The 15,406-nt window shown below is 60.4% G+C and carries 13 protein-coding genes; 4 read left to right on the top strand and 9 right to left on the bottom strand.

From position 1 onward, the window contains the following. Positions 1 to 4: 4 nt before the first annotated feature. The 3 genes from B9H00_RS06300 to B9H00_RS06290 form a co-directional block, all read right to left on the bottom strand. Positions 5 to 787: a molybdopterin-binding protein gene (locus B9H00_RS06300; protein ID WP_086899938.1), complete on the bottom strand. Its 783-nt coding sequence runs from the start codon at positions 785 to 787 to the stop codon at positions 5 to 7. Next, positions 784 to 1,611 carry a cytochrome b/b6 domain-containing protein gene (locus tag B9H00_RS06295; RefSeq protein ID WP_086899937.1) on the bottom strand — a complete coding sequence of 276 codons (828 nt, stop codon included), beginning with the start codon at positions 1,609 to 1,611 and terminating at the stop codon, positions 784 to 786. The genes B9H00_RS06300 and B9H00_RS06295 overlap by 4 nt, the downstream gene beginning before the upstream one ends. Before the next feature lie 238 nt (positions 1,612 to 1,849). Beyond that, entirely contained in the window at positions 1,850 to 2,116 is a 267-nt protein-coding gene (locus tag B9H00_RS06290) for a hypothetical protein (RefSeq protein ID WP_086899936.1), read from the bottom strand. Positions 2,117 to 2,410: 294 nt separating this feature from the next. Here B9H00_RS06290 and B9H00_RS06285 point away from each other — a divergent pair, with 294 nt between their 5' ends. The 3 genes from B9H00_RS06285 (at position 2,411) to B9H00_RS06275 (ending at position 4,649) form a co-directional block, all read left to right on the top strand. After that, positions 2,411 to 2,641: a DUF3072 domain-containing protein gene (locus tag B9H00_RS06285; protein ID WP_086899935.1), complete on the top strand. Its 231-nt coding sequence runs from the start codon at positions 2,411 to 2,413 to the stop codon at positions 2,639 to 2,641. Positions 2,642 to 2,821: 180 nt separating this feature from the next. Then, a complete protein-coding gene (locus B9H00_RS06280) occupies positions 2,822 to 3,835 on the top strand; it encodes a bile acid:sodium symporter family protein (RefSeq protein WP_211329645.1) in 1,014 nt (337 codons plus the stop codon). Between the two features lie 52 nt (positions 3,836 to 3,887). Next, a complete protein-coding gene (locus B9H00_RS06275; protein WP_086899933.1) occupies positions 3,888 to 4,649 on the top strand; it encodes an SDR family NAD(P)-dependent oxidoreductase in 762 nt (253 codons plus the stop codon). Between the two features lie 69 nt (positions 4,650 to 4,718). On the opposite strand, the gene nhaC is transcribed toward B9H00_RS06275, so the two are convergent. Together nhaC and B9H00_RS06265 are read right to left on the bottom strand one after the other, a co-directional pair. Beyond that, positions 4,719 to 6,281 (bottom strand): Na+/H+ antiporter NhaC, encoded by a 1,563-nt coding sequence (nhaC, locus tag B9H00_RS06270; RefSeq protein ID WP_086899932.1) that lies wholly within the window; start codon positions 6,279 to 6,281, stop codon positions 4,719 to 4,721. 160 nt (positions 6,282 to 6,441) lie between these two features. Continuing rightward, the gene (locus tag B9H00_RS06265; RefSeq protein ID WP_086899931.1) at positions 6,442 to 7,434 is read right to left on the bottom strand and encodes an AraC family transcriptional regulator; all 993 of its coding nucleotides are present in this window, start codon (positions 7,432 to 7,434) and stop codon (positions 6,442 to 6,444) included. A 97-nt stretch (positions 7,435 to 7,531) separates the two neighbouring features. Here B9H00_RS06265 and B9H00_RS06260 point away from each other — a divergent pair, with 97 nt between their 5' ends. Next, positions 7,532 to 8,767 carry an MFS transporter gene (locus B9H00_RS06260; protein WP_086899930.1) on the top strand — a complete coding sequence of 412 codons (1,236 nt, stop codon included), beginning with the start codon at positions 7,532 to 7,534 and terminating at the stop codon, positions 8,765 to 8,767. Positions 8,768 to 8,841: 74 nt separating this feature from the next. On the opposite strand, the gene B9H00_RS06255 is transcribed toward B9H00_RS06260, so the two are convergent. The 4 genes from B9H00_RS06255 to B9H00_RS06240 all read right to left on the bottom strand — a co-directional run bounded on the left by B9H00_RS06255 (position 8,842) and on the right by B9H00_RS06240 (position 15,404). After that, positions 8,842 to 10,284, bottom strand: a complete 1,443-nt coding sequence (locus B9H00_RS06255) for an NAD(P)(+) transhydrogenase (Re/Si-specific) subunit beta (RefSeq protein WP_086899929.1) — start codon at positions 10,282 to 10,284, stop codon at positions 8,842 to 8,844. 16 nt (positions 10,285 to 10,300) lie between these two features. Then, the gene (locus tag B9H00_RS06250) at positions 10,301 to 11,872 is read right to left on the bottom strand and encodes a Re/Si-specific NAD(P)(+) transhydrogenase subunit alpha (protein WP_086899928.1); all 1,572 of its coding nucleotides are present in this window, start codon (positions 11,870 to 11,872) and stop codon (positions 10,301 to 10,303) included. Between the two features lie 452 nt (positions 11,873 to 12,324). Beyond that, positions 12,325 to 14,262: a biosynthetic arginine decarboxylase gene (speA, locus tag B9H00_RS06245; RefSeq protein ID WP_086899927.1), complete on the bottom strand. Its 1,938-nt coding sequence runs from the start codon at positions 14,260 to 14,262 to the stop codon at positions 12,325 to 12,327. A 140-nt stretch (positions 14,263 to 14,402) separates the two neighbouring features. Beyond that, positions 14,403 to 15,404: an NAD-dependent epimerase/dehydratase family protein gene (locus B9H00_RS06240; RefSeq protein WP_086901735.1), complete on the bottom strand. Its 1,002-nt coding sequence runs from the start codon at positions 15,402 to 15,404 to the stop codon at positions 14,403 to 14,405. Positions 15,405 to 15,406: the final 2 nt, after the last annotated feature.

Genomic DNA, 15,406 nt, shown 5'->3' with positions numbered 1-15,406 from the left:
TAGGCTAGATGCCGGCATACCAGGTATAGCCGCGATCCTCCCAATAGCCACCCTTGCCTCCCTGGATGTCATCGAAATGCTCAACCAGGGTGATTCCCTTGAGGTACTTGGCCATTTTGTAGCCGAGCTGTCGCTCCACGCGCAGCCGCAGTGGTGCGCCATTGCCGACTGGAAGCGGCTCCCCGTTGAGAGAATGGGCCAGCAGGGTCTGGGGATGGAAGGCCTCGACCATGTCGATGCTTTCGTAATAGTCGTGTGCGCCATCAAGCTGGTCCATGCAGTGAAACACCACGTAGCGAGCCGAGCGGTGCACGCCGGCCTGCTCCAGAATGTCGCCCAGCACAGGCCCGGTCCATTGGCCAATGGCGCTCCAGCCCTCCACGCAGTCGTGTCGGGTGATCTGGGTGCGTGCGGGCATGGTTCGAAGCGTGTCCAATGAGAGCTCCAGCGGCGTTTGTACCAGCCCACCCACGCTCAGGCGCCAGTCCGAGAAGTCATTGGCGGCCAGCTGTCGATATAGCGCCGTTTGCGGGTCCACCGTGCCATTGGGTCGAAAGACCGGTGAGATCATCGAGGCCGGGTACTCCACGGCCAGCGATTCACGCCCGGCCAGCAGCCGCTGAGCCCTGAGATTGAGCGTCTCGGCGCAGCCCAGCAGTCGCACCACGGACTCGTTTTCCGACAGCCGATCGCAGCCGGTGAGTCCCAGCGCCGCGGCACCCAGCAGGGTGCGCTGCAGAAGGGCCCGGCGGGTCAGGGCGGGGCCTGTGGGCGTTCGACGGCTCATGAGGAAGACTCCTGATCGGAAGACGACGGGCTGCGCGGAACGCGACCGGTAATCATGGCGCGCAACTGGCGCAGCGGATTCGACAGCAGCACCATTGCCACGTGGACCACGGCGAACAGCACCAGCGAAAAGGCCGTGATGAAATGAATCGAACGGGCACTCTGGCGGCCGCCGAACAGATCCAGCAGCCATGGCGCGGCGGCGTTGATGGTTGGCGACATGCAAAGGCCTGTCACGATCATCAGGGGCAGCGCGACGAACACAACACCGAGATAGCTCAGTTTCTGCAGGCTGTTGTATTTGCCTGAATGGGCATGAAAGCGCAGCTTCAGATGCTCGATGACATCATGGCCGAGTCCGCGCCAGTCTCGACCATCAAGCCAGAAATTGCGTCGAAAGTGGCCGGTCAGCAGGGTATACAGGACAAAAAGCGCGCCGCTGATCGCAAACAGCCAGGCAAAGAAAAAATGCCAGATTCGACCCATGCTCAGAAACTGATAGCTGGGCAGCGTCGCCCAGGCTGGAAAACCGCGCACGCTCTCGTCTGAATAGCCCAGAAAACCGGTGGTCGTGAACTGCCAGGGCCCCAGCGCGGTAATGCCGTGGACGCTGCCATCGGCGCCCCGCATGGCGTACATCTCAAGCCAGGGCGCATCAAAGCTGGAAGCACTGCCCCAGTAAAGCGCGGGGTGGGCATTAAAAATCTGTAGGCCACTGAGCAGTAAAACGATCAGGCACCACAGGTTGATCCAGTGCCAGGCGCGCACCGGCAGGCGATGACGCAGGCGGCGTGTACTGTTTTGATCCGACGCATGTTGGGGCATGTCGATATCCTGCAGAACAGGGGGAGAGCGCTAAAGTATGGGTCGAGAGTGGCACTGCGCGCCAGTCACCCGATCTTCAGGAGACTCCACGACCGATCAGGAGGATGAACGCTGTAAATGGCTATCTGCATCGGCCGATGACAACGTACGGCGCAGAGGAGGTCATAAAGGAGAGAAGGTCATGAAGGATGGTCGTATTCAGGGCGTAACGCCCGCCGGAGCGAGCGTCATCCGGACATTACTGGCTGGGGCCACCGGCGCGCCAGGCCACGGAGGAAATGAAGGAAGATGAACCGCTGATCAGGGCTTCGGTAACACCGCATTCGGTGCACCACGTCTGACTCCTGGACTGACCCAGGCGGGCACTGGTGGTGCGAATGGACTGGCTGTCATTGTCGATATAGATACACTCCAGCGGCGTGTCCCGCGGTGGCGCCTGCTCGGAGGTCAGAGTGTAGCCGCCTTCGCGCACAATATTGCGATAGTTGCTGACAATACCTTCCATGGTGCTACTCCTTGAAACGTGTTTCGGGCTTTGCAGGCCATGTCGCCTTCATTGGCAACAGTGGTTATCTCCTATGCAAGCACTCATCGCAAGGGCGCGCCATAACATGCGTTGATATTGATGCAATACGTCATTAGTCAAATCTCTTTACTGACCATCCGTCGCGATGGAAGCCATATTCCTGTAAGGCCTGCGGTACTGGCAAGAAGAAATGGGACAGGAAAGCGTGCATTCAGTCCATCATCAACTATATTTTTATCCAGTGTTTAAAAGAGCGTTCACGGAGAGAACCACATGACGAATCGCACGGAAGACCCCGGTCATAACGAACAGGCCAGCAATCTTGAAAAGGACCCCAGCGACTGGGCCACCGGTGATGAGCGCATGACCGGCGCCCAAGCCTCCTACCTTCGTACGCTGTGTGAAGAGGCCGGTGTCGAGTTTGATGACTCCCTCAACAAGGCCGATGCTTCCAGAATGATCGACGAGCTCCAGCACAAGACCGGACGCGGTGAGGATCACTGAGCCTGTTGTCGATCGAATGGCATTGAAGAACAAAAGCGCCCGAGGGCGCTTTTTCCATGTCTGGTCTGGCGCAATGGTTGGCGCGTGCCAAAGGTTTGGTGCCGGCGTATGATCGATGGATGGTCGGGACAAGGGCCCGGCTGATCCAACCTTTCAGAACGCTTGAGCTTCGAGTCTGCCGTGTCCCTACTTGCCCGTCTCAATATCGACAAGTTCCTCCTTTATCTTGTCTGCACCGTGGTGCTGGCCTCGCTGCTGCCGATTTCAGGCCGCTATGCCGAATGGTTTTCCATCGCCACCACCATTGCCATTGGCATGCTGTTTTTCCTCCATGGCGCGCGGCTATCGCCCAAAACCGTTGTGAAGGGCATGACCCACTGGCGTCTGCATCTGGTGATCTTTCTGACCACCTTTGCGCTCTTTCCGGTACTGGGGCTGATCATCGGGCTACTGCCCCCGACACTGCTGTCCCCGGCGCTGTATACCGGTATTCTTTTTTTATGCGTGCTGCCCTCGACCGTGCAATCCTCGATCGCCTTTACCTCGATCGGCGGCGGCAATGTGGCGGCTGCGATCTGTTCGGCCACGGCGTCCAATATTCTGGGCATGTTCATTACCCCGGTCCTTCTCGGGCTGGTGCTGAGCGTCAATGCCGATGGCGGCGCCGGGCCATCGCTGGGGGCCATCGGTCATATTCTCATGCAACTGCTGGTCCCCTTCCTGTTGGGGCAGCTCCTGCAACCCTGGATCGGCCAGTGGATTCGCGAGCACAAGGCGCCACTAACGATCGTGGATCGCGGCTCGATTCTGATGGTGGTTTATCTGGCCTTCAGCGAGGCAATCGTGGGCGGGCTGTGGCAGCAGGTCGATGGGGTCAGTATCGCGACCATGATGGTGGTGGATTGCGTGCTGCTGGCAGTGGTGCTGATGGTGACCCGCACCGTCAGCCGATTGATGGGCTTTTCACGCGAAGATGAAGTCACCATCGTCTTTTGTGGCTCCAAAAAGACGCTGGCTTCGGGCGTGCCCATGGCCAACGTGCTGTTTCCTGCCGCACAGGTCGGCAGTGCGCTGCTACCCTTGATGCTGTTTCACCAGATTCAGCTGTTTGTCTGTGCCATGCTGGCGCGGCGCTATGCAACGCGTCGCTCAGCAGTGACCACCGAGACTCGAACTGCTTCATCGAGTGCCTGAGCGGGCTATTTGAGACAGTTTGATCACTGACCATCGATTCAGGAGAGATCACGTGAACAAGAGCGTTTTCATTACCGGTGCCACCTCAGGATTTGGCCGTGCTGCCGCCCGCCGCTTCGCCGAGGCCGGTTTTTCGCTGGTGTTGACCGGTCGCCGCCGTGAGCGTCTGGAGGCGCTGAAAAGCGAGCTCTCCGGCAAGGTGGCCGTTCACGTCATCGAGCTGGACGTGCGCGATGAAGCCGCGGTGAAAAGGGCCGCGAATGAGCTACCGGACGAGTTTGCCTCTGTCCATGTCCTGCTTAATAACGCAGGCCTTGCACTGGCGCCGGAGCCGGCTCAGGACGTGGCGCTGGAGGACTGGCACACCATGATCGATACCAACGTGAAAGGGCTGGTAAACGTCACTCACGCGCTGCTGCCGACCCTGATCAAGCTCGGTGCCGGCACCAGCATCGTCAATATCGGCTCCACCGCTGGCAAGTGGCCCTACAAGGGCAGCCACGTCTACGGCGCCACCAAGGCCTTCGTCGAGCAGTTCAGCTACAACCTGCGCTGTGACCTTCAGGGCACCGGCGTGCGTGTCACCGACATCGCCCCCGGCATGGCCGAAACCGAGTTCACTCTGGTACGTACCAAGGGCGACCAGGCGGCTTCCGACCAGCTCTATGGCAACACCACGCCGATGTCGGCCGAAGACATCGCCGAGCAGATGTTTTATGTCGCCACACTGCCGGCGCATCTCAACATCAACTTCCTTGAAATCCAGCCGGTGCGTCAGGTCTGGGCGGGCATGGCCGTTGATCGCGACGAGTGATGTCCGGCGCGTAAGCAATGAACAACGCCGGCCCATGGGCCGGCGTTGTCATGATCAGGCGGGTCTTGATCAGGCGCGTCCGGTGCTAGCCTCATACTGATCGTCAATGATCTGTCCATCGGAGAGCGTAGGCAGCTCGGCGTCGTGATCGGGTTGCTCGTCATCGCTCATGCGCGTCACACGAAAGCCGATCAGGGCATAAAGTACGGCGATGCCTAAATTGATCAGATTGAAAAAGGCAAAGGGCGCATAGCTCAGGGTGGCTACCCCAAGCGTTGCCGCCATATAGGCGCCGCAGCTGTTCCACGGGATCAGCGGTGAGGTGATCGTGCCGGAGTCCTCCAGTGCGCGGGACAGGTTCACCGGCTTGAGCCGGCGACGCTGAAACTCGGCCTTGTAGATACGCCCGGGCAGCACCACGGAAAGATACTGATCGCCGGTCACGATGTTGGTGGCAAGACCGGTCGCCAGCGTTGAGATGATCAGGGAGGAGGTGCTGCGCGCCACGCGCAGAAGACCGCTGACGGCGCGCTCCAGAAGCCCCAGACGTTCAATGACGCCGCCAAAGGTCATGGCCGACAGGATCAGCCAGACCGTGGTCAGCATGCTGTCCATGCCACCATTGGTGAGTAGCGCATCGATCGCGTCATTTCCGGTCCGGGCGCTGTAGCCGTCATAGAGTGCAATCCAGCTGCCCTTCAAAAGCGCCATGGCATGACCCAGCGAGGGCGTATCGGCCAGACCAATCACGGCCTCGCGCTGAAAGACCAGCGCAAACAGTACCCCCAGCATGGCGCCGATAAAGATGGTCGGAAACGCCGGCATCTGCTTCCACGCCATGATCAGAAGCGCCAGCAGCGGCAGCAACAGCCAGGCGCTGATGGTGAAGTGATCACTCAGGGTCTGCTGGATATCGGTGATGCGCTCGGGGGTAGCCACCTGGTCGGGGCCGCCCAGACCCAGTACCAGAAAGGCGATCAGCGCCAGAATGAGACTCGGCGTGGTGGTCCAGAGCATGTGGCGAATATGGGCGAACAGCTCGGCCTCGGCCGAGGCGGGGGCCAGATTGGTGGTGTCGGACAGCGGCGACATCTTGTCGCCGAAATAGCCACCGGAAATGATGGCGCCAGCCGTGATCGCGCTCGACAGTCCCAGCCCGTTGGCGATGCCGATCAGGCCAATGCCGATGGTGCCGGCCACCGTCCAGGAGCTGCCGACCGACACCGAGACCAGCGCGCACAGCAGACAGGCCGTGGCGTAGAAGTAGTGAGGGGAGAGGATCTCGAGTCCGTAATAGATCATCGTCGGTACCACGCCCCCCATCGTCCAGGTGCCGATCATGGCGCCGACTGACAGCAAAATCAGGATCGCCCCGAGCGAGAGATGAATGCCGCGGTTGATGCCCTCTTCTATGGCCTGCCACTGATGGCCGTTTTTCAGACCCACGATAGCGGCCAGCATGGCCCCCAGGATCAGCGCGATCTGGGTCGGGCCGCTGGAAGAGTCAGCGCCGAACAGCGTCACGCTCAGCGCCAGCATGACGATCACGGCCATAATGGGGAAAAGCGCATCCAGCATGCCGGGGGCACGTGGCAAGGAGGTGTCGGCCTCGTGACGGGAAAGGAAAGCCATTGTTTCTCTCGTTGCTGCAACCGAAAAGGACAGCACCCCATCGATGGCTCGACGGGGCGCTGTTGTCGTAATGGGCGCGGATTATTCCAGAATCGCAAGCGTCTGTCCGCGGTGACGGGGCATCAGATCGTGCACTGGGGCAGAAGAGGGCTGAGGCGTGCTATGTGATGCTGGCCTGTGTAACGGGCCTGTCGATGCTACCCTGGCGTCGGCTGGCCCCTGGTGAATGGCCATTAATACGCTTGAATGCTCTGCTGAACGCCGCCTGGGAGGTATATCCCAGACGTTGGGCCACCGTATCGATCGATAGTCTGTCGTCGGCCAGCCATCGGCTTGCAAGGCTCATCCGCAACTCTGTGGCATAGCGCAGCGGTGAAACGCCAATGGTGGACTGAAAGCGCTGGGCAAAGACGGACCGGGACACATGCGACTCGGCCGCCAGTTGCGCTACGGTCCACTCTCTACCCGGCTGGCGATGAAGCGCCAGGATGGCGCGTGCCAGACGTGGATCGCGTAATGCCGCGACAAGGCCCGAGACGTTTTCACACCCGCTTTCGATCCATCCCCGCACGATCATGGCGGCCGCCACCTCGGCCAGTCGGGCCAGAACGCCGGCAAAGCCAATACGTCCCGAGCAAATCTCACGTTTCATGGCGTCCAGTATGGGCGGCAGCCCCGGATACCTCTCCCCATGGGCATCCGCCACCATCACGTCCGGCATCAGTTTTTCCAGCGCCTGCATGCCACCAAGATCGAACGTCATGCAGCCGTAGAACAGCACCGCACTCGGTGTCGGGTGTGTGCTAGGGCAGGTATCCACGCCGCTGACAGATTCTCCCAACTGCGTCGCATCAAACGTATCGATTTCCCTGAATGGCTGCTGCACATCCGATAGCAATTGATGCCCTTTGCCATGGGGGATAAATACCGCGCTGCCAGGCTTCAGCTCATGTAGTGCGCCGTCCCGTGTTCGCAGCATGGCCGTGCCGACGGCCAGATAATGGAAGTAGGCATGCCCCGGCTTTTTATCGAAGCCCAGGCCAAACTCGGGCCCCGTCTGAATACGGCGGTACTGGACGCCACGCAGGCGCATGCCCGTTAACAGTTCACTGATGAGATCAGAAGACAGGGCAAAGGATGCTTTTTCGGACATTTCGGCGTTTCGGTCAAAAGATCAGGAGCTGGAATCATAGATCATCCGGAAAGCGAGCCCCAGACTTTCCGCCATCTTCATTAACTGGAATTTCGAGATGAGCAATGATGTCGCTGGGGCAGCAGAGCGTGCTGCCGACAACGCGCCGACAACTCCGGCGTGGATGGCCGTGTTTTCCCTGGCCATGGGGGTGTTTGGCCTGCTGACGGCGGAATATCTTCCCGCCAGTCTTTTGACGCCGATGGCTTCGGATCTCGGGGTGTCCGAGGCGATGGCCGGTCAGGCGGTAACGGTGACGGCAGTGGTTGCCCTGTTTGCAGGTCTGCTGGTGCCGGGACTGACCAGGAAGCTAGATCGTCGAAAGGTACTGCTGGGCTTTTCCGTGCTGATGATTGCGTCCAATTTACTGGTGGCGCTGTCATCGAGCCTGGCGGTCCTGTTGGTGATGCGCGTTCTGCTGGGTATTGCGTTGGGCGGTTTCTGGAGCATGGCCGCCGCCGTCGCGATGCGGCTGGTGCCCGCAAGGCTTGTTCCTCGCGCACTGTCCATCATCTTCAGCGGTATCGCGGTGGGGACAGTGGTTTCCGTGCCGCTTGGCAGCTATCTGGGGGGCCTTCATGGCTGGCGTAGCGCCTTCATTGCAGCGGCCGCCGTCGGCGCACTGACGCTACTCTTTCAGGTCTTTACGCTGCCCCGCATGGCCCCGAGCAAGGTGGTACAGACTGCCTCTGTCGCTGGGTTGCTCCGCCGCCCCGGTGTTGCGATGGGCATGATGGGATGTGTGCTTGCCCATACGGGCCAGTACGCATTGTTCACCTACATTCGGCCTGCCCTCGAAAACGTTTCCCATATCGATGTGGATGGCCTGTCGCTCATGCTACTGGGATTCGGGGTCGCCAATTTCCTTGGAACACTCATGGCCGGCTGGCTTATGGAGCGCAGTCTGCGCGCTACGCTGGTGGTCATGCCCGCACTGGTCGGCATTGCAGCATTTGGCATCATCTGGCTGCCTGTTCCGCAGACCGGACTGATGCTGCTGGTTGCCCTCTGGGGGTTGGCATTCGGGGGTGTGCCAGTGGCATGGTCGAACTGGGTCACTCGCGCCGTACCGGATCAGGCCGAAACGGCGGGGGGGATGGTCGTCGCCTCTGTGCAGTCCTCGATCGCTGCAGGTGCTGCGCTGGGCGGTCTTGTCTTTGGACTGAGTGGCGTGACGGGTGTGTTCATTACTGGAGGAAGTGTCATGTTGCTGGCAGCGCTTTTTATCGGCTTGCGGGTTCACGTTGCACGCTCAGGTCACGGCGCTTGCGCAGAGCCAGTCATGCATCTTTAAAAGACCTCGTCACCCCATGCAGAAAAGCCCGCTCCATTGAGCGGGCTTGATTGCATTACGAGGTAGCGATGACGTCAATCGACCATCGGCAGCAGCGCATTGAGGCTTTCACGGGCATCGCCATAGAACATGCGGCTGTTGTCCTTGTAGAACAGCGGGTTTTCGATGCCGGAGTAGCCGGTGCCCTGACCACGCTTGGAAATGAACACCTGTTTGGCTTCCCAGACCTTCAATACCGGCATGCCGGCGATCGGGCTGTTCGGGTCTTCCTGAGCGGCCGGGTTAACGATGTCGTTGGAGCCGATGACGATCACCACATCGGTCGAGGCGAAATCGTCGTTGATCTCGTCCATCTCCAGCACGATATCGTAGGGCACTTTCGCTTCTGCCAGCAGCACGTTCATGTGCCCCGGCAGACGACCGGCCACCGGGTGGATGGCAAAGCGCACTTCCTTGCCTGCCGCGCGCAGCTTGCGCACCAGATCGCTCACCGCGCTCTGGGCCTGGGCCACCGCCATGCCATAGCCCGGCACAATGATGACGCTCTCGGCATCGTTGAGCGCGCTCGCCACGCCATTGGCGTCGATCGCCACCTGCTCGCCTTCGATCTCCGCGGCCGGGCCGGTGCTGCCACCAAAGCCGCCCAGGATCACGTTGACGAAGTTGCGGTTCATCGCCTTGCACATGATGTAGGAGAGAATTGCCCCGGAGGAGCCCACCAGCGCGCCGGTCACGATCAGTAGATCGTTGGAGAGCGTAAAGCCGATCGCGGCGGCGGCCCAGCCGGAGTAGCTGTTGAGCATCGATACCACGACCGGCATGTCGGCACCGCCGATGCCCATGATCAGGTGGTAACCGATGAAAAACGCCAGTCCCGCCAGTAACAGCAGCGTCCAGAAGCCGGCGCCGTTGAGATACAGGATGGCCAGCAGCAGTGAAAGCACGGCAGCACCGGCATTGAGCAGATGACCGCCGGGGAGCTGGCGCGGCTTGCCGTCGATCTTTCCGGCCAGCTTGCCAAAGGCCACCACCGAGCCGGTAAATGTCACCGCCCCGATGAAGATGCCCAGCACCACTTCAACCTGCAAAAACATCAGCTCATCCGGCGCCTTGTGCGCCAGAAGCGCTGCAAAGGCGGAGAAGTCCTGCATGACGCCATCTGCCGCACGGGCGGCCAGCACCCGGCGACGTTCCAGATCGGCGCTCCAGGCCACGAACACGGCTGCCAGGCCGACAAAGCTGTGCAGTGCCGCCACCAGCTGTGGCATCTCGGTCATCTCGACCCGACGTGCCAGTCGGGTACCAATGATGGCGCCGATGATGATCATCGGAATCATCAGCCAGTAGCCGCCGATACCGGGGCCGAAAGCGGTGAAAAATACCGCCACGGCCATGCCGATAATGCCGTACCAGACAGCTCGCTTGGCCTTCTCCTGATTGCTCAGGCCACCCAGCGACAGAATAAACAGAACACTTGCCGCGATCGCCGCGGCAGATACGAACCCTTGACTCAACATATCGTTTCTCGGCCGCTCAGGATTTTTGGAACATGGCGAGCATTCGGCGTGTTACCAGAAAGCCCCCCACGATATTGATGGTCGCAATCAGCACGGAAATCGCCGCCAGAATGCTGACGAGCACACTGCCCGAGCCAATCTGCAGCACTGCCCCCAGAACGATGATGCCCGAGATGGCATTGGTCACCGCCATCAGAGGCGTATGCAGCGAGTGGCTGACCTTCCAGATCACCTGAAAGCCGATAAAGCAGGCCAGAACGAAGACAATGAAATGCTGCATGAACGACGCAGGCGCTACCTCACCCAGCAACAGCATCAGTGCACCGCCCACCGCCAGCATGCCGACCTGACGTTTGGTCTGGGACTTGAAGGTGGCGGTCTCAAGGGCCCTTTTTTCCTCAGGGGTCGGTTCCTTTTCCTTCGGTTTGGGTTTGGCAACGCCGATGGCCTTCGTTTTGGGCGGGGGCGGTGGGAATGTGATATCGCCCTGGTGGGTGACCGTGGCGCCACGGATGACGTCGTCTTCCATGTTGTGCTGGAGGACGCCGTCCTTGTCGGGCGTCAGGTCGGTCAGCATGTGGCGAATATTGGTGGCGTACAGAAGCGATGACTGGGTCGCCATGCGAGAGGGATAGTCGGTATAGCCGACCACCACGACACCGTTGTCGGAGACCACACGCTCATCAGGGCGGGTCAGGTCGCAGTTGCCGCCCTTTTCGGCAGCAAGGTCAATGATCACCGAGCCGGGCTTCATCAATGCGACCATGTCTTCGAGCCACAGCTTGGGGGCCGGCCGCCCGGGGATCAGGGCAGTGGTGATGACGATATCCACATCCGGCGCCTGCTCACGGAAGCACTCGAGCTGCTTTTCGCGAAACTCCGGGCTTGATGGCGAAGCGTAGCCACCACTTTCCGAGCCGTCCTGAGCGTTATCGAAATCAAGGAACAAAAACTCGGCGCCCATGGATTCGATCTGTTCGGAGACTTCCGGACGTACGTCAAAGGCGCGCACGACGGCGCCGAGGCTTGTGGCAGTACCGATGGCGGCAAGTCCGGCCACACCGGCACCGATGACCAGCACTTTCGCCGGTGGCACCTTGCCTGCAGCGGTGACCTGACCGGTAAAGAAGCGACCGAAGTTGTTGCCGGCCTCAATGACTGCGCGGTAGCCCGCGATGTTGGCCATGGAGGAGAGCGCATCCATTTTCTGTGCTCGCGAGATACGCGGCACCATGTCCATGGCGATAACGCTCGCGCCCTTGTCGCGGCACTTCTCGAGCATGGCCTCGTTCTGGGCGGGCCAGAAAAACGAGATCAGCGTCTGCCCCTTGTGCAGGCGCTCGGCTTCCTCGTCACTGGGCTCACGCACCTTGATGACAACCTCTGCGTCATCGAACAGGGTCTGAGCGCTGTCGACCACCGTGACGCCCGCATCGCGATAGGCCTGGTCGTCAAAGCCGGCGGCAACGCCTGCGCCGGTTTCAATTAAACACGTATGGCCCAGCTTCTGAATCTGTGTGGCGCTCTCTGGCGTCAGCGCGACACGCGCTTCCCCACGAGCACTCTCCCTTGGTGCGCCTATCTTCACTCTTGTTCCCCTTTGGTGTGAAAAGCGGGCCATTCGCCTCGATCATCGGCTCTTTTATAAGGCACAGGCCTCTGGACATGACCTGACATGGCCGTTGCCCCCTTGCTCAAACGGACTAGGCTCGCACGGCGTTTGGCAAAAAGCCGTTCGACCTTTGATTAATAGACCAAGGGGGAGTCGTGGATCGGACGGTGAGAGTCGTTCTGCCTTGAATAAATCAGGCAAGGGGCGCCGGTCTGGTTCGTAACAGGCGAATATTTTGCGGGGCAAATAATGAAAGCGTGTTGGCTGGCAGATGAGGGCGCAGCCGTCACGCAAAAAAGAGAGAGTAGGGAGCATTTCGCCCGGACCCTATGGCCGGGCGAAACGAAGGGAGGGAACGTGCGGCATCAATGCGCGTGTGACTGTTTCAAACCAGAGACTCTTTTGAAACAACGACGCCGTCAGAGTCGCTATTCCAGGTAGGTGTAGCCTTCGAGTCCGGCTTCGAGCTCCTCGAGAAACATCTCGCGTTCCTGACCGGAGACATCGCTGCGCAGAAGCTGGCGCTGGAAGCGGCTCTTGAGGCGGTCCGGATCGAAGTTCACGTAGCGCAGGACGTTGGCCACGCTGTCACCCACGATAGGTGTGCCCAGCTGCCATTGCCCCTGGTCATTGAGGCTGACGTCGATGGAGTCGGTATCGCCGAACAGGTTGTGCAGATCGCCCAGAATCTCCTGATAGGCACCGACCAGAAACAGCCCCAGCAGGCGTTCATCGCCCGATTTCCACTCCGGCAGCGGGAGCGTACTCTCCACGCCCTGGCCATCGACGTAGCGTTCAATACGGCCATCACTGTCGCAGGTGATGTCCTGAATCACGCCGCGTCGTGTTGACGGCTGGTCCAGATTGGACAGCGGCAGCACAGGGAAGATCTGATCGATCCCCCAGACGTCCGGCAGGGACTGGAACAGCGAGAAGTTGACGAACAGCTTGTCAGCGAGCTTCTCGTCCAGCTCATCGAGAATTTCGCGGTGGGCACGATTGCGTCGATCGAGCTTGGCGCGCAGCCGCTTGCAGGCGGCGGTGTAGAGTGCCTCGCCCTCGGCGCGTACGCCCAGTGTGGCACTGCCGAGCACGAAACGGTCCTGAATATCGATCATGGCCTGATAGAGGTCGTGATAGTACTCGACCAGAAGGCGCGGTTCGGCAGGCTCGGCCAGCCAGTCATAGGTCTGCCACAGCACGTCAAGGTGCGTGTCGCCCTCATGCTGGCCGCGCTCGGGCATGGCCACTTCGTGGCGTTCCTCGTCGATCACATTGGTGATCAGCACCGCATGATGGGCCGTCAGTGCCCGGCCGGATTCAGAAATGATGTCCGGGTGCGGGATATCCATGCTCTGACACAGCTGCGAAAAGGCGCCGACCACGTTGTTGGCATACTCGGCCATCGAGTAGTTGGTCGAGCAGTAGCTGCGTGAGCGGGTGCCCTCATAGTCCACGCCCAGGCCGCCGCCGACGTCGACCACGGCGACCGGTGCGCCGACATCGCGCAGGCTCTTGTAAAACTGGGTGCATTCACGCAGGCCGCGCTGAATGTCACGAATGTTGGCAATCTGGGAGCCCAGGTGAAAGTGCACCAGCTGCAGTGACTCGAGGCGATCATGGCTGCGCAAATGGTCCACCACATGCTGGATCTGGCGCGCCGTCAGGCCGAACTTGGACTTGTCGCCACCGGTGCTTTCCCAGTTGCCCTTGCCCACCGAGGAGAGCCGGGCTCGCACGCCGATACGGGGCATGACGCCCAGATTGTCGGCTTCCTCAAGAATCAGCTCGAGTTCGGCCTGCTTTTCGACCACCAGAAAGACGCGGTGACCCAGCTTTTCGCCCATCAGTGCCAGACGGACGTATTCGCGATCCTTGTAACCATTACAGACGATGGTCGAGGTGGTTTCCGAAGAGAGTGCCAGCACGGCCAGAAGTTCCGGCTTGCTGCCGGCCTCAAGCCCGACGCGCCCGCGCCCGCGCTCCGGGGTGGCCAGAAGTTCTTCAACGACACGCCGCTGCTGATTGACCTTGATCGGATAGACGGCGGTGTAGCGACCCTGATAGTCCAGCTCGTCAATGGCGCGGTCAAAGGCCTGACAAAGCTGCTCGACACGGTCATGCAGGATATCGGTAAAGCGCACCAGCATGGGCAGGCGCAAACCGGCGTCCTGCAGCTTCCTGACCAGCCCCTTCAGCGGCAGGGCCGGGCCGTTCTGGCCGTCGGCGTCGCCAAAAGGGCGCACCACGGCCAGCCCCTGATCGTTGACATCAAAGTAGCCACTTCCCCACTGATCGATGTTGTAGGTGCGGCGGGCCTCCGACTGGGCATGGGCCTGGTCAGGTACGGATGAATCATTGGACATGGGCGGGCTCCGGACAGAATTGGCCGCAAACGACATTGTGAAGGTAAGGTAGCGACATAAGGGAAGGGCAGCAAACGGCTGCCCATGAAGTCATTTTAGCGCTTTTGCGTCATGGGGGGCAGTCAGGCCCGCAAGGGCATTCAAGCGGTTTTCGTAATGGGAACGACCTGACGGGTAGGCAGCCATTGCTGATGATCCAGACACCATTGCGCCAGATGCTGCACCCCGGTGGCCAGCGGCATGGTCGGTCGATAATCGATGACGGCCTCCAGTCGGGACGTGTCTGCCCAGGTACGGGTGACATCGCCATCCTGCATGGGCAGCCACTCGCGCGGCGCCTGCTGCCCCAGCGCGTCTTCCAGCCATGTAATAAAGTCCATCAGTGCCGTGGGCTCGCCCCGCCCGATGTTAAAGACCTGATGGCGACCGGTTTCGCCGCCGGCGCGGTGAGTATTGATCAAACGCACCACGGACTCAATGATGTCGCCGACCCAGGTGAAATCACGCGCCATCTGACCGTGGTTGAAGATCTGAAGCGGTTGATGGTTCATGATGCTGCCGGCAAACAGCATGGGCGCCATGTCCGGCCGGCCCCAGGGACCATAGACCGTGAAAAAGCGCAGGCCGGTCAGGGACATGCCATAGAGGCTGGCATAGCTGTCGGCCATGAGCTCGTTGGCTCGCTTGGTGGCGGCATACAGGGAGGCGGGGTGGTCGACCGGATCCTTTTCGCTGAAGACCTCACGACTTGAGTGCCCGTACACCGAGCTTGAGGAGGCGTAGTAGAGGTGTTGAACGCCATGCTGGCGGCAGGCTTCGAGCACGTTGAGAAAGCCGGTCAGGTTGCTCTGGCCATACACATGTGGATGCGTGACGCTATAGCGTACCCCGGCCTGAGCGGCCAGATGGATCACATGCGTGAACCCTTCGCGCCTGAAAAGGGCTTCCACCGCGTCACGGTCGCTGACGTCCAGCAATCGACAATTCCTGATGCCCAGCGCTTCAAGGCGCGCTCGCTTGTAGTCCACGCTGTAATAATCCGAAAAACTGTCAACACCGACCGTCGCCACGCCATCTTCCGTGAGTCGCTTTGTCAGCCAGGCGCCAATGAAGCCGGCGGCGCCTGTTACCAATACTTTCATGT

Source organism: Kushneria marisflavi (assembly GCF_002157205.1).
Lineage (GTDB): Bacteria > Pseudomonadota > Gammaproteobacteria > Pseudomonadales > Halomonadaceae > Kushneria > Kushneria marisflavi.
The sequence above is the reverse complement of the archived record's forward strand: the minus strand, read 5'-3'. Positions and strand labels throughout refer to the sequence as shown.